The sequence below is a fragment of the Arhodomonas sp. KWT genome (assembly GCF_010993615.1).
This window is the reverse complement of the sequence record NZ_WNXE01000017.1, coordinates 3,780-25,186: the sequence shown is the minus strand read 5'-3', so window position 1 is coordinate 25,186 and position 21,407 is coordinate 3,780. Positions and strand designations below refer to the sequence as shown.

General features: G+C 70.5%; 18 protein-coding genes. 4 read left to right on the top strand and 14 right to left on the bottom strand.

All coding sequences use genetic code 11. The features are described from left to right. The first annotated feature begins 276 nt into the window (after nt 1-276). The gene (rne, locus tag G7A99_RS05385; RefSeq protein WP_240466105.1) at nt 277-3,621 is read left to right on the top strand and encodes a ribonuclease E; all 3,345 of its coding nucleotides are present in this window, start codon (nt 277-279) and stop codon (nt 3,619-3,621) included. A gap of 172 nt (nt 3,622-3,793) precedes the next feature. On the opposite strand, the gene G7A99_RS05380 is transcribed toward rne, so the two are convergent. The 7 genes from G7A99_RS05380 to G7A99_RS05350 all read right to left on the bottom strand — a co-directional run bounded on the left by G7A99_RS05380 (nt 3,794) and on the right by G7A99_RS05350 (nt 11,234). Further along, nucleotides 3,794-4,285, bottom strand: a complete 492-nt coding sequence (locus G7A99_RS05380) for a low molecular weight protein-tyrosine-phosphatase (RefSeq protein ID WP_018716774.1) — start codon at nt 4,283-4,285, stop codon at nt 3,794-3,796. A gap of 90 nt (nt 4,286-4,375) precedes the next feature. Then, nucleotides 4,376-5,125, bottom strand: coding sequence for a 3-deoxy-manno-octulosonate cytidylyltransferase (kdsB, locus tag G7A99_RS05375; RefSeq protein WP_018716775.1), 750 nt, complete (start codon nt 5,123-5,125; stop codon nt 4,376-4,378). Next, nucleotides 5,125-6,096 (bottom strand): tetraacyldisaccharide 4'-kinase, encoded by a 972-nt coding sequence (gene lpxK, locus G7A99_RS05370; protein WP_163139135.1) that lies wholly within the window; start codon nt 6,094-6,096, stop codon nt 5,125-5,127. The genes kdsB and lpxK overlap by 1 nt, the downstream gene beginning before the upstream one ends. Beyond that, nucleotides 6,093-7,886, bottom strand: a complete 1,794-nt coding sequence (gene msbA, locus G7A99_RS05365) for a lipid A export permease/ATP-binding protein MsbA (RefSeq protein ID WP_018716777.1) — start codon at nt 7,884-7,886, stop codon at nt 6,093-6,095. The genes lpxK and msbA overlap by 4 nt, the downstream gene beginning before the upstream one ends. Continuing rightward, on the bottom strand, nt 7,883-8,308 hold the full coding sequence (locus tag G7A99_RS05360; RefSeq protein ID WP_018716778.1) for a biopolymer transporter ExbD: 426 nt from the start codon (nt 8,306-8,308) through the stop codon (nt 7,883-7,885). Before G7A99_RS05360 ends, msbA begins: the two co-directional genes overlap by 4 nt. Next, a complete protein-coding gene (locus G7A99_RS05355; RefSeq protein ID WP_018716779.1) occupies nt 8,305-8,934 on the bottom strand; it encodes a MotA/TolQ/ExbB proton channel family protein in 630 nt (209 codons plus the stop codon). The genes G7A99_RS05360 and G7A99_RS05355 overlap by 4 nt, the downstream gene beginning before the upstream one ends. Beyond that, nucleotides 8,901-11,234 carry a ComEC/Rec2 family competence protein gene (locus G7A99_RS05350; protein WP_163139134.1) on the bottom strand — a complete coding sequence of 778 codons (2,334 nt, stop codon included), beginning with the start codon at nt 11,232-11,234 and terminating at the stop codon, nt 8,901-8,903. Before G7A99_RS05350 ends, G7A99_RS05355 begins: the two co-directional genes overlap by 34 nt. A gap of 198 nt (nt 11,235-11,432) precedes the next feature. On the opposite strand from G7A99_RS05350, the gene G7A99_RS05345 reads away from it, so the two are divergent. Further along, nucleotides 11,433-11,975 carry a DUF2062 domain-containing protein gene (locus G7A99_RS05345; RefSeq protein WP_018716781.1) on the top strand — a complete coding sequence of 181 codons (543 nt, stop codon included), beginning with the start codon at nt 11,433-11,435 and terminating at the stop codon, nt 11,973-11,975. Here G7A99_RS05345 and lolD read toward each other — a convergent pair. Genes lolD through sfsA form a run of 3 tightly spaced genes read right to left on the bottom strand, consistent with a single transcriptional unit; the run spans nt 11,908 to nt 14,596 of the window. After that, a complete protein-coding gene (gene lolD / locus G7A99_RS05340; protein ID WP_018716782.1) occupies nt 11,908-12,627 on the bottom strand; it encodes a lipoprotein-releasing ABC transporter ATP-binding protein LolD in 720 nt (239 codons plus the stop codon). The genes G7A99_RS05345 and lolD overlap by 68 nt on opposite strands. After that, nucleotides 12,620-13,867, bottom strand: a complete 1,248-nt coding sequence (locus tag G7A99_RS05335; RefSeq protein WP_018716783.1) for a lipoprotein-releasing ABC transporter permease subunit — start codon at nt 13,865-13,867, stop codon at nt 12,620-12,622. The genes lolD and G7A99_RS05335 overlap by 8 nt, the downstream gene beginning before the upstream one ends. 18 nt (nt 13,868-13,885) lie before the next feature. Further along, nucleotides 13,886-14,596 (bottom strand): DNA/RNA nuclease SfsA, encoded by a 711-nt coding sequence (gene sfsA / locus G7A99_RS05330; protein WP_018716784.1) that lies wholly within the window; start codon nt 14,594-14,596, stop codon nt 13,886-13,888. A 95-nt stretch (nt 14,597-14,691) separates the two neighbouring features. Here sfsA and G7A99_RS05325 point away from each other — a divergent pair, with 95 nt between their 5' ends. Next, nucleotides 14,692-14,958 carry a hypothetical protein gene (locus tag G7A99_RS05325; RefSeq protein WP_018716785.1) on the top strand — a complete coding sequence of 89 codons (267 nt, stop codon included), beginning with the start codon at nt 14,692-14,694 and terminating at the stop codon, nt 14,956-14,958. On the opposite strand, the gene G7A99_RS05320 is transcribed toward G7A99_RS05325, so the two are convergent. The 4 genes from G7A99_RS05320 to G7A99_RS05305 are packed head-to-tail and all read right to left on the bottom strand — an operon-like array spanning nt 14,937 to nt 18,328. Further along, nucleotides 14,937-15,977: an acetylpolyamine aminohydrolase gene (locus G7A99_RS05320; protein WP_163139133.1), complete on the bottom strand. Its 1,041-nt coding sequence runs from the start codon at nt 15,975-15,977 to the stop codon at nt 14,937-14,939. The two genes, G7A99_RS05325 and G7A99_RS05320, sit on opposite strands and share 22 nt — an antisense overlap. Beyond that, complete coding sequence (speB, locus tag G7A99_RS05315) at nt 15,970-16,890, bottom strand: agmatinase (protein ID WP_018716787.1); 921 nt, start codon at nt 16,888-16,890, stop codon at nt 15,970-15,972. The genes G7A99_RS05320 and speB overlap by 8 nt, the downstream gene beginning before the upstream one ends. A gap of 12 nt (nt 16,891-16,902) precedes the next feature. After that, nucleotides 16,903-17,775 (bottom strand): methyltransferase domain-containing protein, encoded by an 873-nt coding sequence (locus G7A99_RS05310; RefSeq protein WP_018716788.1) that lies wholly within the window; start codon nt 17,773-17,775, stop codon nt 16,903-16,905. Continuing rightward, a complete protein-coding gene (locus tag G7A99_RS05305) occupies nt 17,753-18,328 on the bottom strand; it encodes a GNAT family N-acetyltransferase (protein WP_205599740.1) in 576 nt (191 codons plus the stop codon). Before G7A99_RS05305 ends, G7A99_RS05310 begins: the two co-directional genes overlap by 23 nt. A gap of 254 nt (nt 18,329-18,582) precedes the next feature. On the opposite strand from G7A99_RS05305, the gene mfd reads away from it, so the two are divergent. Next, nucleotides 18,583-21,407: transcription-repair coupling factor (mfd, locus tag G7A99_RS05300; RefSeq protein ID WP_240466106.1), on the top strand; the 2,825-nt coding region annotated here is incomplete at its 3' end.

Genomic DNA, 21,407 nt, shown 5'->3' with positions numbered 1-21,407 from the left:
GCCAAACTGCAGTTGCCCGTTACTGTCAATCACCCGCGCGGACGCATGTTCCGTGTGGCCAATGCGCCCCCCGGCGCCGGCGTCTTATCCGCGAAATGTCTGGATTCATCGTGTCCCGAATGATTGCTGCGCTTCTCGGCCCCTGGCTGGCCGAAGGGGCTGCGGCGCTGGCCGGAGACGGTCGTGGCGCGCACGCGCCACGGCTGGCGGCACGATCGCTTCCCAACGGATTTGGCGAGGCGGCTGACCGGGTCGAGCGCCGGAGACCCCCCCGTTATGAAACGAATGCTGATCAACGCCACGCAGCCGGAAGAGCTGCGTGTCGCCCTCGTGGACGGCCAGTCCCTCTACGACCTGGACATCGAGACCCCTTCCCGGGAGCGCAAGAAGGCGAACGTCTACAAGGGTAAGATCACCCGCGTCGAGCCCAGCCTCGAGGCCGCGTTCGTCCAGTACGGCGCGGAGCGCCACGGCTTCCTGCCGTTCAAGGAGATCGCACGCAGCTATTTCCAGGGCGGCGGCGACGCCGATCCCGGCAAGGTCAGCATCCAGGACGTCATCAAGGAAGGCCAGGAGGTCGTCGTCCAGGTCGAGAAGGAGGAGCGCGGTAACAAGGGCGCGGCGCTCACCACCTTCGTCAGCCTCGCCGGGCGCTATCTCGTCCTGATGCCGAACAATCCCCGTGCCGGCGGCGTCTCCCGCCGCATCGAGGGTGCCGACCGCACGGAGATCCGCGACGCCCTGCGCGAGCTCGAGGTGCCGGAAGGCATGGGCCTGATCGTGCGTACCGCGGGCGTCGGCCGCACCGTCGAGGAGCTTCAGTGGGACCTCGACTATCTCCTCAATCTCTGGAAGGCCATCCAGAAGGCTGCTCATGAGCGTTCCGCCCCTTTCCTGATCTATCAGGAGAGCAACGTCATCATCCGTGCGCTGCGCGACTACCTGCGCTCGGATATCGGCGAGGTCCTGATCGACGACGAGGAGGTCTACGGCCAGGCCCGTGAGTTCATGCAGCAGGTGATGCCGCAGAACCTCTCGCGGCTCAAGCGCTACGACGACGAGGTCCCGCTGTTCACCCGCTACCAGATCGAGAGCCAGATCGAGTCCGCGTTCCAGCGCGAGGTCCGGCTCCCGAGCGGCGGCGCCATCGTGATCGATCACACCGAGGCGCTGATCTCCATCGACATCAACTCCTCGCGTGCCACCAAGGGCGCCGATATCGAGGAGACCGCCTTCAACACCAATCTCGAGGCCGCCGATGAGATCGCGCGCCAGCTGCGCCTGCGTGACCTCGGCGGCCTGATCGTCATCGACTTCATCGACATGGGGCCCAACCGCAATCAGCGCGAGGTGGAAAACCGCCTGCGCGAGGCGGTGAAGCAGGACCGTGCCCGTGTCCAGGTCAGCCGCATCTCGCGCTTCGGCTTGCTGGAGATGTCGCGCCAGCGCCTGCGTTCCTCGCTGGGCGAGTCCAGCCAGGAGATCTGCAGCCGTTGCGGGGGCCAGGGTACGATCCGCAGCGTCGAGTCGCTGGCACTGTCGATCCTGCGCATCGTCGAAGAGGAGGCGATGAAGGACAAGACGGGCAAGGTGCTCGCCCAGCTGCCCGTCGACGTAGGCACCTTCCTCCTCAACGAGAAGCGCTCGGCGATCAGCGAAATCGAGCAGCGCAACAGCGTCGACATCATCCTGATCCCGAATCGCAACCTGGAGACGCCGCACTACGAGGTCCATCGGATCCGCAGTGACGACAGCTCCCACGACGACGCCAGCTATCAGCTCGCCTCCTCCGACGAGGGCCAGAGCGAGGCGGAGCGGCTCATGACCTCGGAGCGGCCGAAGGCCGAGCAGCCCGCGGTGAAATCGGTGCGCCCGAGCAAGCCGGCACCCGCGTCCAGGCCCGCTGCCAGCCGTTCCGAGGGCGAGGCGGAGGACAAGACCGTGTCCGAGCCGGCCCAGACCCGTAACCAGGCGCAACGCCCGGCTGCGGCGCTCCCGGCGGAGCCGGCCCGTGCGCTGGGTGGCTTTTTCGGCTGGCTGCGCAAGATCGTCGTCGGCGACGGCGAGGATGAGAGCGCCCGCCGTCAGGCGATGGCGACCCCGGCCGAGGATGGTTCCCGCAAGGAGGATCGCTCCCGCAAGGAAGAACAACCGAAGGCCGCCCCCGCGGCCTCCGGCAAGAGTGGCTCCGGCAGCAAGCGCAACGCGCAGGCGGCCCAGGAGGCCCGGTCCGGCGGCGGCGAAGGGAAAGGCAAGGCAGGCGGTCGCGGCGGCCAGCGGGACGAGCGCTCCGGCAAGGGCCGCAAGGACGGCGAGAGTCGCAAGGACGACGGTGGTGGCGACCGCCGGCGCGGTGGCGATGACGAGTCCGCCCCGCGCAAGCGCAATGGTAACGGCGGCCGCAAGCCCGCCTCTGCGGATGAGCGCGGTCGCAGTGCCGGAGCGGAGACAAACGAGACCAAGGTGGCGGACGAGACGAAAACGGCCGAGGCCGCCGAGGCCGGCAAGTCCGAGAGTGGCGGTGAGACAGCCCGCAGCGATGACGGGCGCGGCGGCAGCCAGCGCAGCTCCGGCCGCAGCCGCCGGGGACGCCGGGGTGGCCGTCGTCGCCGCCGTTCCAGCCGTCCGGGCCAGGAAGGTAACGGCAGCGAGACCGCCGAGGCCGGCACCGATGGTGACGCTGACACGGATACCGCTGCAGCGCCGTCCCCGCAGTCCGGGACGGATGCCGGCAGCGGGAAGCCGTCGAAGCAGCCGGCGGGTGGCGAGTCCGAGCAGGAAAGTGCCGTGGCGGCTGACGGGGACGACAAGCCGGTGAAGGAGACCGCGGCGAAGGCGGCCCGTGACAAGGACGGGACCCGCTCCGGCAAGGACAGGAAATCCGACCGGTCCGGGGCCGACGAACCGGAGAAGTCCGGCGAGGGCCGCAAGGGCGGCAAACGCCGCGACGAGGCGGCCAATGATCCCCGCCGCTGGTCGGGGCGGCCGCGCATCCCGGCCGACGGCGGACAGCCCCGGGGCGCCGGAACTGATACCACGGGATCGGACAGGACCGGTACGGCGGCCTCTGCCGCGACGGATGGGGCCGCGGCCGGGGCGCCGGTGCAGGATACGGCCGCGGGTACAGAGCCCGCGGTGCCGGAGAAGCCGCAGCGCGCGGCGGAGGACGCCGGTACGTCGGGGGATACCGCCGGCGAGGCGTCCGGCGACCGCCCTGCCCCGGACGCGGCTGCGCCGGCGGCCGGGACTCGGGCCGCATCCCCGGCAGCGGGTGACACCGTTGAGGAGAAGGCACCTGCGGGCCAGCCGGAGGCGCCGTCGGTGAGCGACGCTCCGGAGACGGCGGCGGGAGCGGCTGACCGGGAGCCGGAGTCGGGTGCCTCGACAGCGGCGAGCACCGGGAGCGGGGTCGGCGGCGAGGACGAGGCGCACGACACGTCCTCGACGAAGGCTACCGGTAACCCCGAGGCGGAGGAGCCTGCGGCGGCGGACGGCGATGATGATCACCGGCGTCACGAGTCCAGGTCGCCCGCCACGGAGGAGTCTTCGGACGAGTCGGACCCCGGCTCGGACTCCGACGGCGGACCGGTCCATCACGGCTCCGGATCGTCCGTGACCTGACTGCGGACGATGCCGTCGGGGCGGTCGGCCCCGGCACGGGCATACCGGGCGGCATCATGCCGCCCGGTATGTTACCCGCCTTCCTGCCGGCGCGACCGGCTCTTGAGAATTCCCTTGTATATAATGACTTGCGGCATGTTTGCGATGCCGCCGTGAAGGCCGTTCGTCCGGTTCAGAGCCCGTGATCGCGCCGGATGGCCGTCAGCAGTCCGGCGGACGCCTCGTCCACGAGGTCGAAAACGTGCTCGAAGCCGTCCCCGCCGCCGTAGTAGGGGTCCGGTACTTCGCTTTCCGGACGGTCCGCGGCGAAGCTCAGGAAACGGTGGATATGCTCCCGCGCGGACGGCGGTGCGTCGGCGACGAGGATGCCGTAGTTCGCCTCGTCCATGGCAAGGATGTAGTCGAAGGCCTCGAAGTCGTAGCTGTCCACCTGGCGGGCTCTCAGCCCGGAAATATCGATCCCCCGGGCCGTGGCCGCTTCCTGCGCACGCCGGTCCGGGGCGCGGCCGATGTGGAATCCGTGAGTGCCTGCGGAGTCGACGTCGATGATGTCACCGAGACCGGCGGCCTCCACGTGGGCGCGGAACACACCCTCCGCCGTCGGTGAGCGGCAGATGTTGCCCATGCACACCATCAGGACCCGGATAAACCGCTTTTCAGTCATAGGCTTGCTCTGTCTCCATCGTGTCGGTAACAGTGGGCCCGCACCCGCGCGTGGTGTGGGCCGGCCCCGGGGCGTGAGGTTGCCGCCGGATCATTCCGGGGACCCGTCGCGCAGCGCCGCCGTGACCCGGGATACGTCCTCCGGCGTGTCCACGCCGTGCCCGGGTACCGCCGGCGCGGGCGCGACATGAATGCGGTAGCCGTGCCACAGGGCGCGTAGCTGCTCGAGCTTTTCGGCCTCTTCCAGCGGGCTGGGTTCCAGTGAGGCAAAGGCACGGAGGAACCCGGCGCGGTATCCGTAGACGCCGAGATGGCGGTGGTGCAGCCCCGGGTGCGGGGCGCCGTCGCGCACGTAGGGGATCGGCGCGCGGCTGAAATACAGGGCGTAGCCGTGACGGTCGGTGACGACCTTCACCACGTCCGGCCGCGCCGCCATGTCGGCGTCCAGCGGCGTGGACAGGGTCGCGATGTCGGCGTCGCGGTGATGCTCCAGGGCATCGGCGACCCCCTGCAGTAGTGCGGGCGGCATCAACGGCTCGTCGCCCTGGAGGTTGACCACGATGGCGTCGTCCGCCAGTCCGCAGTGCCGGACCACCTCGCCGAGGCGGTCGGTGCCGGTGGGGTGTGCCGGGTCCGTGTGCACCACCTCGCTCCCGATGGCGCTGCAGGCGCCCGCTATCCGGGCGTCGTCGGTGGCGACGATCACCCGGGCGGCACCGCTCTCGCGGGCGCGGCGGATGACGTGGGCGATCATCGGCTCGCCGGCGAGCTCGATCAGCGGCTTGCCGGGCAGGCGCGTCGAGGCGTAACGCGCCGGGATGACAACGGTGAATGCCTGCATCAGCTCGCTTGCCCTCCTTGTGTGAGGCGGTCCAGGAGACGGTCTATCGCGGCCGCCGCTGCCGGGTCCGGAACAGCGGTCACCGGCAGGAACCACGCCCGCGAGGCCCCGGGGCATTTCACGGCGTCCTTCTCGGTCATGATCACCGGCAGGCCGTCGCCGAAGTCGAGCTCTCCAGGCACAAAAGCATGGTGGTCGGCGAAGGCATGGGGGATCACCTCGTAGCCCATCGTGCGTAGTGTGGCGAAAAAGCGCCCGGGATGCCCGATCCCGGCGACGGCGTGCACCCGCTGCCCGGCATGCGGCGTCGGCCCGGTGTCACCGGACAGCGGCCGGAGCTCGCCGGGCGCCAGTGCGTAATGGCCCCTGGCCCCGGGCCATGCCGCGCCCTGGGCGATGACGATATCCACGTCCGCGAGCCGGTCCGGTGGCTCCCGCAGCGGCCCGGCAGGCAGGCAGCGACGGTTGCCGAGCCCCCGCGCGGCATCCACCACGGCGATTTCCGCGTCCCGGTGCAGGCGGTAGTGCTGCATGCCGTCGTCGCTCACGATCAGATCGCATCCCGCCTCCACCAGCAGCCGGGCCGCGGCGACGCGGTCGGGACCGGCAGCGACCGGGCAGCCCGTGCGCCGTGCGATCAGCACCGCCTCGTCACCCACTGCCGCGGGGTCGCTGTCCGGGGCGACGCGCTGCGGCCAGTGCCGGGCACCGCCGCCGTAGCCCCGGAGCACGACGCCGCAGCGCCGGCCACGGTTCCGGAGGTGCTCCGCGAGGTGAATGACCAGCGGTGTCTTGCCGCTGCCGCCCACGAACAGGTTGCCCACCACGAGCACCGGCACCGGCAGGCGTACCGCCCGTGATTGCCAGTAACGACGGCGGGCCCGTCCGGCAGCGGCGTAGAGTGCGCCCAGTGGTGACAGCAGCCGGTCCGTCAGGCGGCGGTGTAGCCACCAGCCCGGGATGCCCGTCATTCGCCGGCGCCCTGACGTTCCGGTTGCTGATTACGGAACTGCATGCGGTGCAGCGCGGCGTACGCCCCGCCCCGTTCGATGAGCGTATCGTGGTCGCCGCTCTCGATGATGCGGCCGCCATCGAGCACGAGGATCCGGTCCGCGGCCTCGATCGTGGACAGCCGGTGCGCGATGACGAAGGTCGTGCGCCCGCGCATCAGCGTCTCCAGCGCCCGCTGGATGTGGTACTCGGATTCCGTGTCCAGCGCCGAGGTGGCCTCGTCCAGGACCAGGATCGGGGCATCCTTGAGCAGGGCCCGGGCAATGGCGATGCGCTGGCGCTGACCGCCGGAGAGCATCACGCCGTTCTCCCCCACCACGGTGTCGAAGCCCCGGGGCAGCGCCTCGATGAACTCGCGGGCGTTCGCCAGCGCCGCCGCGCGTTCCACGTCGGCGCGGTCGGCTTCGCCGGCGGCGCCGAAGGCGATATTGGCGGCGATGGTGTCGTTGAACAGCACGACCTGCTGGCCGACGAGCGCGATCTGGCGGCGCAGGTCATGGAGCCGGTAGTCGGTGAGCGGGATGCCGTCCAGGCGGATGGTACCGCTGACGGGCTCGTAGAAGCGCGGCAGGAGGTTGACCAGGGTGGTCTTGCCGCTGCCCGAGCGGCCTACCACCGCGACGGTCTCGCCGGCCGGCACGTCCATGTGGATGTCGGTGAGGACCGCGGGGCCGGCGGGGTCGTAGGCAAAGCCGACGTCCTCGAAGCTGACCCGTCCCTCGGCGCGGTCCAGGGTGAGCGTGCCGTTGTCGGTCTCCGGCGTCTCGTCGATGACCTCGAAGATGCTCTCGCCGGCGGCGATGCCGCGCTGGATCGTCGAGTTCACGTTGGTCAGACGCTTGAGCGGTTGCATGAGCAGCAGCATGGCGGTGATGAACGACACGAACCCGCCCACCGTGACCTCGGCGATCATCTCCTGGCGGGTCGCCAGGTAGATCACGAATGACAGCGCGGCGGCGGAGACGAACTGCACCACCGGCGTGCTCAGCGCCTTGGTGGCGGAGAACTTGATGTACTGGCGCATGTTGAGGTCGTTGACGCTGCCGAAACGCCGGCGCTCGTGAGCCTGTGCGCCGAAGACCTTGATCACCTCGTGGCCCTCTATGGCCTCCTCGGCCACGTAGGCGACGCTGCCGACACTGCCCTGGATACGGCGGCTCAGGCGCCGGAAGCGCTTGCTGATGTAGACCACCAGCACTGCCAGTATCGGGCCGAGGCCGAGGAAGATCAGCGCCAGACGCCAGCTCACGAAGAACATGTAGCCGAGCAGAGCGACGGCGGTGGCGCTGTCACGCACCAGCACGATGAGCGCGTCCGTGCCCGCCTGTGCCACCTGCTCCACGTTGTAGGTCAGCCGCGAGAGCAGCCGCGCTGAGGAGCTGTTGTCGAAGTAGCGCTTGGGCAGCGTGAGCAGCCGCTCGAAGACCTGGCTGCGCAGCTCGTGGATCACCCGCCGGCTCACCCACATCATCCCGAAGCTCGCGCCGAAGCTCGCCACGCCACGGAGCAGGAAGATGCCCATGAGGGCGAACGGGATCAGCCGGATCATCTCCGGGTCCCGCTCGACGAAGCCACGGTCCAGCATGGGCTTCATCAGCCAGGCGAACACGCTCTCCATGCCGCCGCTGACCACCATGCCGATCACCGCGACCAGCGCTATGCCCCAGTAGGGGCGCACGTAACCGAGAAGGCGGCGGTACACGCCGCCGTCGCCCGGGCGGGCGACGGCGTTCAGCCCCGGATCCGTCATGGCTGTGCGCCGGCCGCCGCGGCCATGCCGACGTGGGTGAGCCCCGCCTGGCCGGCCGCGTCGAGGGCGCGTACCACCACCTGGTGGCGTGCGTTGGCGTCAGCGTCCACCACGACCGGCACATCGGCGGCGTCACGGTCGCCGAGCGCGTCCTCCAGGGCCTGGCGGATGGTGGCGACCTTGCCGTTGGCGAGCGTGCGTCCGTCCACGCTGATTCGTCCGTCCGGGGAAATAGTCACGTGCAGCGTCTCGCGCTCCGGGGTCGTGGCGGACTGTTCCGCGCTGGGCAGGGTCACGTCCAGGCGTGTCTGCTGAACGAACGTGGTGCTGACCATGAAGAAGATCAACATCAGGAAGACCACGTCGATCAGCGGGGTCAGGTTGATCTCGGGCTCGTCACGGCGTCGCGGGCTCAGGTTCACGCCGCCCTCCCCTCGTTCGCCGGCCGCTGGCCGTGGATGGCCTCGACGAGCTTGAGGGCCTGCTGCTCCATGTCCACGATCAGCTCATCGACGCGGCCGCGCAGGTAGCGGTATGCCATCAGTGCGGGGATCGCCACCACGAGCCCGGCGGCGGTGGTGATCAGCGCCTGGGAAATGCCGCCGGCGAGCGCCGGCGCGTTGCCGACGCCGTGGCTGGAGATGGTGCTGAACACGTCGATCATGCCGACCACCGTGCCGAGCAGGCCCAGTAGCGGGCTGATCGCGGCGATGGTGCCGAGGGTGTTGAGGTAGCGCTCGAGGTTGTGGGCCTCGTGGCGACCGGTATCCTCGATGCTCTCCATCATCACCTCGCGGCTGAGGTGCCGGTTGATCACACCGGCGGCGAGTACGCGCCCGAGCGGGGAGTGCCGTCGCAGGTTGCGGATGGCGTCGCCGTCCATCGCGTCCACCTTGAGCTTGTTCCAGACCTCCGCGACCAGGTGCCTGGGCAGGACGCGGTTACGCTGCAGCGACCACAGCCGCTCGATGACGATGGCCAGCGCCAGCACCGAGCACACGATGATGGGCAGCATCAGCCAGCCGCCGGCCTTGACCAGTTCCCACACGTCTTGCCACCTCCGTTGTCGGGGCGATCGCCTAGTCGCCCGGAATCATACCGATTTTGCCGGCCCGCCTGAACTCCGTGCGGGCGTTCGTGGTAGAGGCGCCGGCGTGCAGGGCGTTCCCGCCGCACCCACCAGGCGCCGGCGCCGGTCTCGCGCACGGTCACTGCGCCGCTCTCGGCGAGGTTGACCACACGGGCGCCGCAGCGCGCGAGCCGCGCGACCACGGCGGGGGCCGGCAGGCCATAACGGTTGTCGTAGCCGGCGGATATCACTGCGAGCCGGGGCCGGGCCGCCCGCAGCAGGCCCGGCGTGGTGGACGTCTCACTGCCGTGGTGGCCCACCTGCAGAACGTCTACCGGGCTCCGGATTCGGGCGGCCACCGCGGGTTCGTCGGCGGCGACCAGGTCGCCGGTGAGAAGAACGCGGTGCCTGCCGGTGTCCACCACGAGCACACAGGAGGCGGCGTTACCGCTTCGACCGGTCTCCACCGGCGCGAGCATCCGGAATGTGACGCCGTCCCAGCGCCACGACTGGCCGGCACGACAGGGCGAGCCCCCCGTCTCGCCGGGTTCGCCGCTGACCAGCCGGTCCACAGCGACGGCGCGGCGCACTGCCGCCAGCCCGCCAGCGTGGTCTGCGTCCGCGTGGCTGACCACCAGACGGTCGATGGTACTCACCCCGTGCCCGCGGAGATAGGGCACCAGGCTGTAACGTGCGGCACTGGCGCCGGCGCCCCAGCGCGGCCCGGTGTCGAAGACAAGCACGTGCCGCCGGGTTTCGACGACGGTGGCCGCACCCTGCCCCACCTCCACGAAGGTGACCTTCAGGGCTGGCCGGGGCGGTGACGGTGCGGTCAGCGCCAGCCCGGCGAGGGCGAGCGTGAGCCATCGCCCGGGGAAACCGCGGGGTAGCAGCGCGATGCCGCCGGCGGCGCCGAGCAGCGGCCAGAACGCGGGTGCCAGCGGCCCTGGCCGAACCATCGTGATCCGCTCGGCGAGCCATGCGGCGGCCGTCAGCACGGTGTCCAACACTGCCGCGAAGGCCGTCAGGACGTGGCCGGCCGGCCATACGGCGTCCGCGGCCGCGGCGAGGAACGCGCCCGGGACGACGAGCAGCCCGGTCAGTGGTACCGCGATCAGATTGACCGGGGCGCTGACCCAGGAGAACGCACCGAAGCTGTGCAGCAGCAGCGGCGTGAGCCCGGCGGTCACGGCGATCTGGACGCGCAGTGCGCCGCCGAGTCTGCGCCGCCCCGGCCGCCATGCCAGGAGGATTAGGGCGACGGCACCGAACGACAGCCAGAAGCCGGGGGACAGCGACGCCCAGGGGTCGGGCGTGAGTACCGCGGTGGCGGCCAGCGTCAGTCCGCGCCAGCGTGACGGCCGGCGGCGCCATAACAGCGCGCCGGCGACAACCGCGGCCATCACCAGTGCCCGGCGGGTCGGCAGCGAAAAGCCGGCGGCGGCCGCATACGCGAGCGCCGCCGACATGCCACATAGGGCGCCGGCGACGCTGGCCGGCCAGCGCCGCGCGAACGCCGGCACCCGCCGCCACAATGCCGCCGAAAGAAGACCGGCAAGTCCGGCGACGAGGCCGATGTGCAGCCCGGAGATCGCCACGAGGTGCGTGACGCCGAGGGTGCGCAGGGTCTTCCAGAGGTCGCCGGAGATCCCTCGGCGGTCGCCCACCAGCAGGGCCCGGACGACGGCGGCGCCGTCGCCGCCGCCGCCCAGCCGTGTTGCCAGCGTTCCGGCGAGGCGGCCGCGCCAGCCGGCCACCCCGGCCGCTGCGGCGAGCCGTTCGCCACCGTGGATGTAGCCGGTGGCGCTGATGCCCCGGCGGGTCAGCCAGGCCTCGTAGTCAAAGCGAACCGGATTCATGAAGCCCCGGGGGCGCTTGAGACGGACGCGAAGTCGCCAGCGCTCGCCGGCGCGGACCACCGGGGCCTCGCCGTACCAGCTCAGGCGCATCCGCTCCGGCCGCCGCGGCAGCGCTGGATCGATGGTGTCGACATCCAGGACGAGCCGGGTGAGCCGGCCGTTGTCCTCCGGCAGCGCGGCGACCTCGCCGGTCACGGTAAAATCGTCGCCGGAGCGGGCCTCCGGCAGGCGCGCTTCGAGGTCCAGTGCCATCACGGTTGCGGCCCAGGCGACCGCGGCGCCGAACAGCGCCAGTCGCCGTGCGAGCGGGTGCCGCGCCGGGGCAAGCAGCACCAGTGCGAACGCCGTCGACAGCGCCCATGCCGCCGACGCCGCCGGCACGTGTACCGGCACCAGCAGACCCAAGACCCATGCCACCATCCCTGTGGCCCTCCTGTCGTCAGCCGTTCACCCCGCCGTCGCGGCGGACACCGCCCGGTCACCGGCACGGCCGCCGTGGCCGATTCGGCGACGGCTACCGCGCTCCCCCGGCGTCCCCACGGCCGGACGGACAAGCGCGCCGAGGGGTGACAATGCCAATGAGCGGGTTAGTATGTGCGCCAGCGACAGGGGGGTACCATGCCGAGGCGGTTTCTCAAGCGATACCTACCCGAACCGCATCGGGTCACCGGGCGGCGGGAACTGCGGTGGCTCGGCCGTCTCCTGGAGGACCCCTTCCTGCTCCACCTCAACCGCCGCTCCGTTGCCGGCGGTGTCGCCGTGGGGCTGTTCACGGCGTTCCTGCCGATACCGTTCCAGATGATCCTCGCCGCGGCACTCGCGATCTTCTTCCGTGTGAATATCGTGCTGTCGGTGGCGCTGGTCTGGGTCAGCAACCCGCTGACCATGCCCGCGCTGTTCTACTTCACCTACATGGTAGGGACGTGGTTCCTGGGCACGCCCGTCTTCCCCGCGGCCTTCGAGCCCAACCTCGCGTGGTTCTGGCACGAGCTGGGCGCCATCTGGCGCCCGCTGCTGCTGGGCTCGGTGGTCACCGGCCTGCTCGTGTCCCTGGCCGGCTACGGCAGCGTCCACCTGCTCTGGCGGTTCTATATCATCGCCCATCTGCGCCAGCGCCGGCGTCGTCGCCAGCGTCGCGCAGCCGGCCGTCCTCGAGGGTAACGGTTCGGTCCAGCCGTGCGGCGAGCGCGCGGTCGTGGGTGACCACCACCACGCTGGTGCCGTGATCCCGGTTTACCGCCTGGAACAGCTCGAACACCGACTCCGCGGTCTGCCAGTCGAGATTGCCCGTGGGCTCGTCGGCGAGCACGCAGGCGGGCTCGGTCACCAGCGCCCGGGCGATCGCTACGCGCTGGCGCTCGCCACCGGACAGCTCTCCCGGCTTGTGACGGTGGCGCGCCGTGAGCCCGACACGCTCCAGCATCGAGGCCGCGGCCTCACGGGCGCTGCGGGTGCTGCTGCCGCCGATGAGCAACGGCATCGCCACGTTCTCCAGCGCGGTGAACTCCGGCAACAGATGATGAAACTGGTAGATGAAACCGAGGGCGCGGTTGCGCAGGCGTCCCCGGGGCACGGGGCCGAGCTCGGTGAGGCACTGGCCGTCCACCCAGACCCGCCCGCGTTCGGCGCTCTCGAGCCCGCCGAGGAGGTGCAGCAGCGTGCTCTTGCCGGAGCCGGAGCGACCGACGACGGCGAGCTGCTCGCCCCGGCGGACCTGCAGGGAGACGCCGTCGAGAACCTGCAGGCGGTCGTTGCCCTCGCGGAAGCTCAGTGCCAGATCCTCGCAGGCGAGCACGGTATCGGTCTCACTCATAGCGCAGGGCCTCCGCGGGGGCGACGCGCGAGGCGCGCCACGCCGGGTACAGGGTCGCGAGCAGCGACAGACCGAGGGCGGCGAGGGTTATGTGCACTACATCCCCCTGATGAAGTTCCGAAGGTAAGGTGCTGATCAGATAGACATCCGCCGGCAGGAACTTGGTGTGAAAGAGCTGCTCGATGGCCGGCACGATGGTCTCGACGTTGAGCGCCAGCGCGACGCCGCCGAGCACGCCGATGAGCGTACCGGCGATGCCCAGGACCGCGCCCTGTACGATGAATATCCCCATGATGCTGCGCGGGCTGGCACCGAGGGTGCGCAGTATCGCGATGTCCGAACGCTTGTCGGTCACCACCATCACCAGGGTGGAGACGATATTGAACGCCGCCACGCCCACGATCAGCAGCAGGATGACGAACATCACCGTCTTCTCGGTCTGCACGGCGCGGAAGAAGTTGCGGTTCTGCATGGTCCAGTCGGAGATCCGGTAGAGCCCCGGCAGGTCCTGCGCGATCTGGCGCACGAGCCGCGGTGCATCGAACAGGTTGTCGAACTCCAGGCGTATCCCGGTAACGGCGTCCCCGGTGCGGAACAGCGTCTGCGCGTCCTTGAGCTGGATGAGCGCCAGCGAGTTGTCGTACTGGGACATGTCCACCGAGAACACGCCGACCACGTGGAAGCGACGCAGCCGTGGCAGCACACCGGCGACGGAGACCCGGGCCTCCGGGGCGACCACGGTGACGGTGTCGCCACGGCCGACGCCCAGCCGGTCGGCGAGCCCCTGGCCGAGGACGATGCCGTAATCCCCCGGAGTGAGTGCGGAGAGGCTGCCGGTGACCATGTTGTCGTCGACGCTGGATACGCCGCGCTCCTTGTCCGGGAGCACGCCGCGTATCAGCGCGCCGGTGACCTCTTTGCCCCGGGTGATCATGACCTCGCCGCGCACGTAAGGGGCGGCCCCCTTGACCTCGGGGCGCTGGCCGAGGCGTTCGGTGAGGCCGGCCCAGTCCTCCAGCGGCTGCTGGTAGCCGCTGACGGTGCCGTGGGCAACCATCCCGAGGATGCGGTCGCGCAGCTCCGACTCGAAGCCGTTCATCACCGAGAGCACGGTGATGAGCGCGGTAACGCCCACGGCGATGCCGAGCATCGAGGAGGCCGAGATGAACGAGACGAAGTGGTTGCGGCGTCTCGCACGGGTGTAGCGCAGTCCGATATACAGCTGTAACGGCTTGAACATGCCGGGCCCTTTGCTGGGTCAGGGACAGATGACGGGCACCCGCCGGGCGGGCTCGATGGCGTGGTCGCCCGGCGCGGCGGTGAAGGCGTAGACGCCGACGCCGTCGGCGATCGCCGCACGCAGTGCCCGTCCGTAGTCGGGATCGATGTCGTCGGCCGGACGGACCTCGGTCACATCCGTACGCTGGACGCAGAATATCAGGCTCGGGCGCAATCCCGCGCGGGCGAGGCGCGAGAGCACCTCCAGGTGGCGGGTACCGCGCGTGCTCACCGCGTCCGGGAACAGCGCGACGCCGTCCGTGACCGCGGCGGTGACGTTCTTCGCCTCCACGAACCGCTCCGTGCCGTCGCTGTCGGTCACCAGGAAGTCGGCACGCATGGGCTCGTCCGGCACCCCGACCTCACGCCGGAGCCGGGCGGTGTCGCCGAGCTCCGGGAACCAGCCCGCGGCCAGGGCGTCGGCGACCACGTCGTTGGTGCGCCCGGTGTGGATGCCCACGCGCACGCCGTCGGCCACGGCGACCTGCTCCCAGGTCCACGCGTACTTGCGTCCGGGGCGGGTGGAGTGGCTCAACCACACCGCCTGCCCCGGCTCGGCGCAGCCGAGCATCGAGCCGGTGTTCGGGCAGTGGGCCGTCAGGTGCTCGCCATCGTCGCACTCGACGTCGGCGAGGAAACGTTTGTAGCGGCGCAGCAGTCGTCCCCTGCGCAGCTCTCCCGGATACTCCAAGATCACCTCCCGGTGTGGCGCGGCGGCCCGCGGCGTCAGTTTTGCCGTGTCGGGGCCGGTGCTATAGTGGACGCGGTCAACAGGGAGTAAGTTCTATGCCACGCGTGTTTCTCGCCGTCCTGCTCCTCGCCTCGGTCGTCGTCCCGGCGTCGGCGGAGACGCTGCTGCTCGACCAGGTCGAGGCGACCAAGGGCGTCGGTCCGCACAACGGCGTGACCATGGAGACGGTGCGCGAGCGATACGGCGAGCCGCAGACCCGCGAGGGCCCGGTCGGCGAGCCACCGATCACGCGCTGGCAGTACGACGGCTTCGCCGTGTACTTCGAGCGCAACCTGGTGATTCATACCGTCGTCCGCCGCTGATCCGGCGCGGGGCCGAGCCCGCGGGCGAAGGCCTCCGCGTAGCCGGCGAGCCCGGCGACGTCGTACCCCCCTTCCAGCAGGACGAGCACCGGCAGCCCGGTCGCGGCCAGCCGCACGCCGATCGCCTCGAAGTCTGCCGCCGTCAGCCCTACCGCGGCATCCTGGATGGTGTCCGTCGCCGCGGTATCGAATCCCAGCGACAGGACCACTGCGTCCGGCCGTGTCGCCGTCAGTGCGGTCAGGGCGTCGTCGAGCTGCGCCAGATAGGCCTCGCCGTCGGTGCCCTCTGCGAGCGTGGCCAGGTGCACGTGTGTCCGCCCGGCGCCGTCCCAGCCGGCGTCCAGGTGCGGGTAGTTTCGCCACGGATCCGCATGCAGGGAGAAATACGGCGCCGCCTCCCCGGCGAACTCCACGCTGCCGTCCCCGAGGTGGTAGTCCACGTCCAGCACCGGACAGCGCCGGCCCGCGGCGGTAACGGTGCGCGCGGCGACGTAGGCGTTGTTGTAGAAACAGTAGCCGCCGTAGCGCCGGTAGCCCGCATGATGGCCCGGCGGACGGCACAGTGCGACGACGTGGCCGCCGTGCTCCAAGAGGTGCGCGGCCGCCCGGCGCGCGGTCTCGGCGGAATCCAGGGCCGCCTGGCGCGTCGCCCGGGTGATGGGGGTGCCGATCTCGGCGGTGAACATGCCGCCGCGGAAGCGCAGCGGTCCGGCGCTCAGGTCCCCATGGAAGATTGAGGGGACGTATTCTTCCCCCTCCTCCAGGGTCTCGCCGATCCCGCGGAGGAAGGCGAGGTATTCCGGGGCATGCAGCGCGGCGACGGTTTCCTCGCGGCCGCCTTCCACGGGATGTTCCGCGAGCGGCCAGGTACGGCCGAAACCGGTCAGGACCTCGCCGATACGCTCGGCCACCTCCGGGTATGGCACCGGCGGGTAGCCGTCGGAGAAGTCCCAGCGGGGCTGGTGGGCGGCGTGGCGGGCCGGGCGGAAGACCGGTGCCGGGGTAACGGGTTCAGTCATAGCTCACCTCGGACTGGCTGCCCGTGGCGGGCGCCTCGTGGAAGCCCTGCCGGCGGCCCCAGCAGGAGATCATGCGCTGGCTGAGCTTGGCGGCGACCATCTCGGAGACGCAGCTCGGCTCGGGGACCAGCTCGACAATGTCGCAGCCGCGCAGATCGATGCGCGGGTTGGCGATCAGCGTCTCGACCAGCTCGACGACGTCGTACCAGCCGAGCCCGCCGGGCTGCGGCGTGCCCACGCCGGGCACCTCCGCCGGACTGAACACGTCCATGTCCACCGTGAGCCATACCGGGCCGTCCAGGCCGGCGAGGCGTTCGAGCAGCGCCTGCCAGGCGGCCGGACGGTGGAGTGCGCGGTCCCGGTGGCACTCGATGGCGTCGTCGTCGCGCACCCGTGCGGCCTCCTCGTCCATCAGCGAGCGAACGCCGGCGAGGAGGACGCCGTGCCCGGCCGCGCGGATGTGATGCATCGGGCACGCATGGCTGAGCTCGGTGCCCTCGAAGTGCCGGCGCAGGTCGGCATGGGCATCCAGGCAGACCACGGTGCCCGGCTCCGGCATGCGTGCCTGCACCAGTGCCGGAGTGATCGAGTGTTCGCCGCCGAGGGCAAGTATCAGCGGTCCGTCCGGCAACGCGGCCGCCGATCGGGCCAGCCGCCGGTGGTAGTCGACGGCGCGCTCGTAGAGCTGCTTGCCGAGCGGTGGTACCACGCAGATGCCCATGTGCATGAGCGGTGACCAGTTGCCGTCCTCCTCGAAGTACTCGAGCTGGGCGGTTGCGTCGAGGATCGCCTCGGGGCCGTTACGGGTCCCGGGCTTGTAGGAGACGGTCTGCTCGTGCGGCACCGGCAGCACGAGGATATCGGCCGTGTCGACCGGGCGGTTCGGGAGGAGCTGGTAACGAAGGTTCGACATCAGGTTATATTTTCAGGTTGCGGGTTTTTGGAGCTTTTCGTAGATGGAGACCGGCAACGCGAAGGTCGCCGCCAGGCTCGCCGGGCCGGTGGCCGGCAGGGCCAGCCGGCGGGCGGTGGCGCGCTGCGCGAAGCGCTCCATCGGCAGGGCATCGACATCGGGGAGACGCTCGTCGGAGGCCAGGACGTAGCTCCAGAGGTGGTAGAAGCTCGGCACCACGATGCCGTAGCTGGAGACGTTGGTGAAGGCGGCGTCGAGCGTCGCGCGCACATGGGCATGGGCCGCGGTGCGGCCGGTGGTCAGCCCACCGGCCTGGGTCGCGGTGATGGCCCCGGGGTTGAGCCGGCGGCGCAGGCGCTCGTAGAGCTGCCGGCTGTAGAGGGCTGCGGCGGGGTCGTCCGGATCGTTGAAGTCGACCAGGTCCCCGATGACGACGTCGAAGCCCTCGCCGGGTTCGTCCAGGAATTCATTGATGTCGCGGCATTGCACGTCGAGCCGCGGGTCCGCGAATGCGCCGGCGTTCCACCCCGCCAGGTGGGTGCGGCAGAGCTCGACGAACTCGGCATCCATGTCGACCATCACGACCCGGGTGACCCCGGGGTGGCGCAGCACCTCGCGTGCGGTCGCGCCCTCGCCGCCGCCCATGATCAGGACCCGGCGGGGGTCCGGATGGACCAGCATCGCGGGATGCACCAGGGCCTCGTGATAGATCGCCTCGTCCGCCTCGCAGGACTGGATGTCGCCGTCGAGCGCCACGCACACGCCGTGGACCGGCGAACGGAAGAACAGATAGGACTGGAACGTGGTGCGGCCGGCGGCGATCACCGACTCTGCGGTGTGCTCCACCCAGTCGCCGTCCTCGCTATATTGACCGAAGCTCAGCATCCTCAATCCTCACCCTCTCCGGTATCCGCTCCAGCTGCCCGGTCAGCCGTGGATCCCCGGCCGCCAGACCGTAGCCGTCGATGAAGGCCTGCCGTACCCAGCGGGCGACCGTCGCACCCGGTATCGCCGTCGCCCACTGCTGGCGTGGGTGGACCATCAGCGCCATCGCCTGGGTGGCCGCCGGATCATCGTAGTGCGGCACGCGGTAGTCCAGCGCCAGCCGCCGGAAGCCGCAGCGCGCATACAGCCGCGCCGGGCGCGGCTCCGCCTCGACCACTAGCCACGCCCCGGGACCCTCGGTGGCGAACCGCCGGGCCGCCGCCGTGGCCAGTCGTACGCCGAGCCCCCCGCCGCGCCACCCCGGCGCAATGGCCAGGAACGTCAAGACTGTGCAGCCAAGCCCTGGCGGTACGTCCACGACATAGAATCCGGCGATCCGCCCTTCCGGGTCCGTGAGCCGCTCGCCGCGGTAGCGCCCGGCATCCAGTCGTGCCAGCACCCGGGGCGTGGGCTCGCGCTCCCACGCCGGGAAGGTCGCCTCGTAGAGCGCCACGAAAGCGTCATCGTGCGGAGCGATCGGTTCCAGGGACGGTTCGGGGGTCATGGGCTCCGGGTCGGTCTCGACGAGTGCGTGCCCATCCGCGGGCGACTCCGCCCGGGGACCGGGCGTATGATGCCAGATTCCATCCGCCCCCATAAGGTCCGGCACGGCGTTACGGCTGGTCTGGTCCGGGCCCATTGAGTACACTCACCGGCCGGTGCCACTCTCGGCAAGCCGCCCAACCGCCAGCGTCCTCGAAGCTCGTCATGGCCACCACCGACAACGATCCCCTCGTCCCGCGCCTGCCCAAGGGCCCGGGCGACCGTCTCCACTGGTACGACCTGGCCGGTGACAGTGCCGCACTGGCGGTCGTCGCCGCCGCGCGGCAGCACCCCGAGCCGACCCTCGTGGTGACGGCGACACCACAGCAGGCCCAATCGCTGGAGGCGGCGCTGGGGTTCTTCGCCGGCGGGGAACTGCCCGTGCGTGTCCTGCCGGACTGGGAGACGCTGCCCTACGACGTCTTTTCCCCGCACCAGGACATCATCTCCCAGCGCCTGCGCGCCCTGCACGGCCTACCCTCGATGGGCCGCGGCGTGCTCATCGTGCCGGGGGCGACGCTGATGCAGCGCATCGCGCCGCCGAGCTTCCTGGAGGCCACCACGCTCCTCCTCGCGGAGGGGGACCGGCTCGCGCTGGAGCCGATGCGCGAGCGCCTGGAGCGGGCGGGCTACCGCTGCGTCTCCGAGGTCATGGAGCACGGCGAGTTCGCGGTGCGCGGCTCGATACTCGATCTCTTCCCGATGGGCGCGGACAGCCCGCTGCGCGTGGACCTCTTCGACGACGAGGTCGAGACCATCCGGCGCTTCGATCCGGAGTCCCAGCGCAGCAGCGAGCGTGTGCCCGAGGTGGCGCTGCTGCCGGCGCGGGAGTTCCCCACCGGCGAGGAGGGTATCCGGCGCTTTCGAGGCAACTGGCGCGCCCGTTTCGCCGGCGATCCCACCGACAGCGTGGTCTACCGGGAGGTCAGCGAAGGCCACCTGCCCAACGGCGTGGAGTACTACCTGCCGCTGTTCTTCGAGGAGACGGCGACGCTGTTCGATTACCTCCCCGAGGGCAGCGTCGCGGTCCGGGTGGCCGGGCTGGACGAGGCCCTGGACGGCGACTGGGCGCAGATCGGCGAGCGTTACGAGCAGCGTCGCCACGACCGCGAGCGCCCGCTGCTGACGCCGGAGTCGCTTTACCTGCGCCCGGACGAGCTGCGCGAGCGGCTCAACGCCCTGCCCCAGGTCTATCTGCACGAGGAGGCGCCGGAGGGGGCGCACGGCGGCAGCATCCGTCACCCGGTGACGGGACTGCCGGACCTGCGCGCCGAGCCGGCGGCGGCCCGGCCGCTGGCGGCGCTGGAGTCGCTGCTCGCCGATGAGGCGGGGCGCGTGCTGTTCCTCGCCGAGACCGCGGGCCGGCGGGAGCGCCTCATGGAGCGCCTGGAGCAGGCCGACCTGCGCGTGCCGGCGGTCGCGGACTGGACGGCGTTCGTGGCCGGAGATGCCCCCCGCGCGATCACCACCGGTCCGCTGGAGCGCGGCTTCCGCCTGACGGAGGCGGGGATCACCCTGATCCCGGAGGCGGCGCTGTTCGCCGAGCGGGCCAGCCAGCGGCGCCGACGCGAGCGTCCGGAGCGGGACCCGGACACGATCATCCGCGACCTCACCGATCTCAGTGTCGGTGCGCCGGTGGTCCACGAGGATCACGGCGTCGGCCGCTATATCGGGCTGCAGACGCTCAACGTCGGTGGCGTGGACACCGAGTTCCTCACCCTGGAGTACGCCGGCGGGGACAAGCTCTACGTCCCGGTGGCCTCGCTGCACCTGGTCTCGCGCTACACGGGACTGGATACCGAGCACGCCCCGCTCCACCGGCTCGGCAGCGAGCAGTGGGACCGCGCCCGGCGCAAGGCCGCGGAGCGTGCCCGCGATGTCGCCGCCGAGCTCCTCGATATCTACGCCCGGCGCGCCGCCCGCGGCGGCCACGCCTATCACTACGATCCGGAGGATTACCGGCGTTTCGCCGAGCAGTTTCCCTTCGAGGAGACCCCGGACCAGGAGCGCGCGATCGCGGCCGTGGTCAACGACCTCGCCTCGGAACAGCCGATGGACCGGGTCGTGTGTGGCGATGTCGGCTTCGGCAAGACCGAGGTCGCGATGCGCGCGGCCTTCATTGGCGTCCAGGAGGGGCATCAGGTGGCGGTGATGGTGCCCACCACCCTCCTCGCCCAGCAGCACTACCAGAACTTCAGCGACCGTTTCGCCGACTGGCCCGTGCGTGTCGAGCTGCTCTCGCGTTTCCGCTCGAAGAAGGAGCAGAACGCCGTGCTCGCCGATCTCGCCGCCGGCAAGGTGGACATCGTCATCGGCACCCACAAGCTGCTCCAGTCCTCGGTGAGCTATCACAACCTCGGGCTGGTGATCCTCGACGAGGAGCACCGCTTCGGCGTGCGCCAGAAGGAGCAGCTCAAGGGCCTGCGCGCCAGCGTCGACGTTCTCACCCTCACCGCGACGCCGATCCCGCGCACCCTGAACATGGCCCTGTCGGGCATGCGGGACCTGTCCATTATCGCCACGCCACCGGCACGGCGGCTGGCGGTAAAGACCTTCGTCAGCGAGTGGAACGACGCCCTGATCCAGGAGGCCTGCCTGCGTGAGCTCCACCGCGGCGGCCAGGTCTACTTCCTGCACAACGACGTGGACAGCATCGAGCGCGTGGCACGGGAGCTCACGGAGCTGCTGCCGGATGCGCGGGTGCGCATCGCCCACGGCCAGATGCCGGAGCGCGAGCTCGAGCGCGTGATGCTCGACTTCTATCACCAGCGCTTCAACATCCTGGTGTGCACCACCATCATCGAGAGCGGTATCGACGTACCCTCGGCGAACACCATCGTCATCAACCGCGCCGACCGCCTCGGCCTTGCCCAGCTCCATCAGCTCCGCGGCCGCGTCGGGCGTTCCCACCACCGGGCCTATGCCTACCTGCTCGCACCGCCGCGCCGGAGCATGACGGCGGATGCGTCCAAGCGCCTGGAGGCCATCTC